This window comes from Paraburkholderia mimosarum LMG 23256 = NBRC 106338, assembly GCF_000739815.1.
Classification (GTDB): Bacteria; Pseudomonadota; Gammaproteobacteria; order Burkholderiales; family Burkholderiaceae; genus Paraburkholderia; species Paraburkholderia mimosarum.
The window spans coordinates 1-1,503 of record NZ_BBJJ01000285.1; the positions used below are offsets into that span (position 1 = coordinate 1).

Below are 1,503 nucleotides of genomic sequence, written 5' to 3' on the forward strand. Positions count from 1 at the left end.
TACCACTGTGTCACAAAAAAATGTTTGCATCAAAGTGATACCTGGTAGTATTAAATAATACAAACTTTGGGCGACCGTGATGAAAGAAGACGTCGACGAATTTGACGCATATCTGAATCATTTGGCGCAGGCGTTGGGGCACGCCGATCGCCATGCCGGCCTCAAGGGTTACTGTTCGGGCTTGGTAATGCCGTTGTCACGCAAGAGCGTCGAGCCGATGGCCGCGCATATTGACCCACTTCACGCGAGCGCGAAACACCAGTCACTCCATCATTTTGTGGCCAAGGCGGAATGGTCTGACCGGGCGGTCCTGCAGCGGGTACGCGAATGGGTGATGCCCGCGTTGGGCCTGCACGCTGCTGAAGAGGCTGGCTATTACTGGATTATTGACGACACGGGATTCCCGAAGAAGGGCAAGCATTCGGTCGGCGTAGCGCGGCAATACTGTGGGCAACTGGGCAAACAGGATAACTGCCAAATCGCCGTGAGCCTGTCGATCGCGACGCAAGGCGGCAGCCTGCCAATTGCGTGGCAGCTGTATGTCCCCAAGGAATGGATTGACGACCGGGAACGAGCACGTCGTGCGGGCATTCCCGACGAACTCGTTTTTCAGACCAAGCCACAGATTGCGCTGGCCCAACTCCGGGAAGCTGTAGCATCCGGCATTGCACCGGGCATTGTGCTCGCCGATGCCGGGTACGGCGACGAAACCGCTTTCCGGGAAAGCGTAACTGAACTGGGTTTGTTGTATGCGGTAGGGATCCGGCCGGGCACCTCTGTCTGGGCGCCCGGTACGGCGCCGCTTCCACCCAAGCCCTGGAGTGGCCGCGGTCAGCCACCAAAATTGTTGCGCCGTGCGCCCGGCCACGAGCCAATCGTGGTGAAGGAACTGGCCATGCAATTACCCGCAAACGCCTGGCAGACCGTAACCTGGCGGGAAGGCAGCAACGCGGCACTTTCCTCACGCTTTGCCGCTGTGCGGGTTCGCCCCGCACATCGCGACAACTGGCGAAGTACCGTTCGCGAAGAAGAGTGGCTGCTCATTGAATGGCCTGATGGTGATACGGAGCCGCTCAAATACTTTCTCACTACCGCCCCCGGAGAGGCGACCATCGAGCAGCTTGTGTTCGTGACCAAGATGCGCTGGCGCATCGAGCGCGACTATCAGGACCTGAAGCAGGAGTTCGGGCTCGGTCACTATGAAGGGCGAGGCTGGCGTGGGTTTCACCATCACGCCACACTAAGTATCGCTGCGTACGCGTTTCTGATGGCTCAGCGACTCAGAATGCACTCAGATGGACGTGGTAAAAAAAACTCCCCTGAACGCGCGCTGCCTGCCCTTCCCCCGGATTACATCCCCCGGGGCAGTCCAGCGCGCTCAACGCCACGTACCTGATTCCATTACTACGTTGCGCATCCTGCTTGGACAAAGGCTCATGCAACGATGGCACTCTTCCTGTACAACAATAGAGCGCGCAACTGCTTTTATGACACAGTAGTACT

General features: G+C 58.1%; 1 protein-coding gene. It reads left to right on the top strand.

Annotated features, from left to right (window positions below; genetic code table 11):
- The first annotated feature begins 79 nt into the window (after positions 1-79).
- On the top strand, positions 80-1,396 hold the full coding sequence (locus BMI01S_RS37415; protein ID WP_042293423.1) for an IS701 family transposase: 1,317 nt from the start codon (positions 80-82) through the stop codon (positions 1,394-1,396).
- The last annotated feature ends 107 nt before the right edge of the window (positions 1,397-1,503 follow it).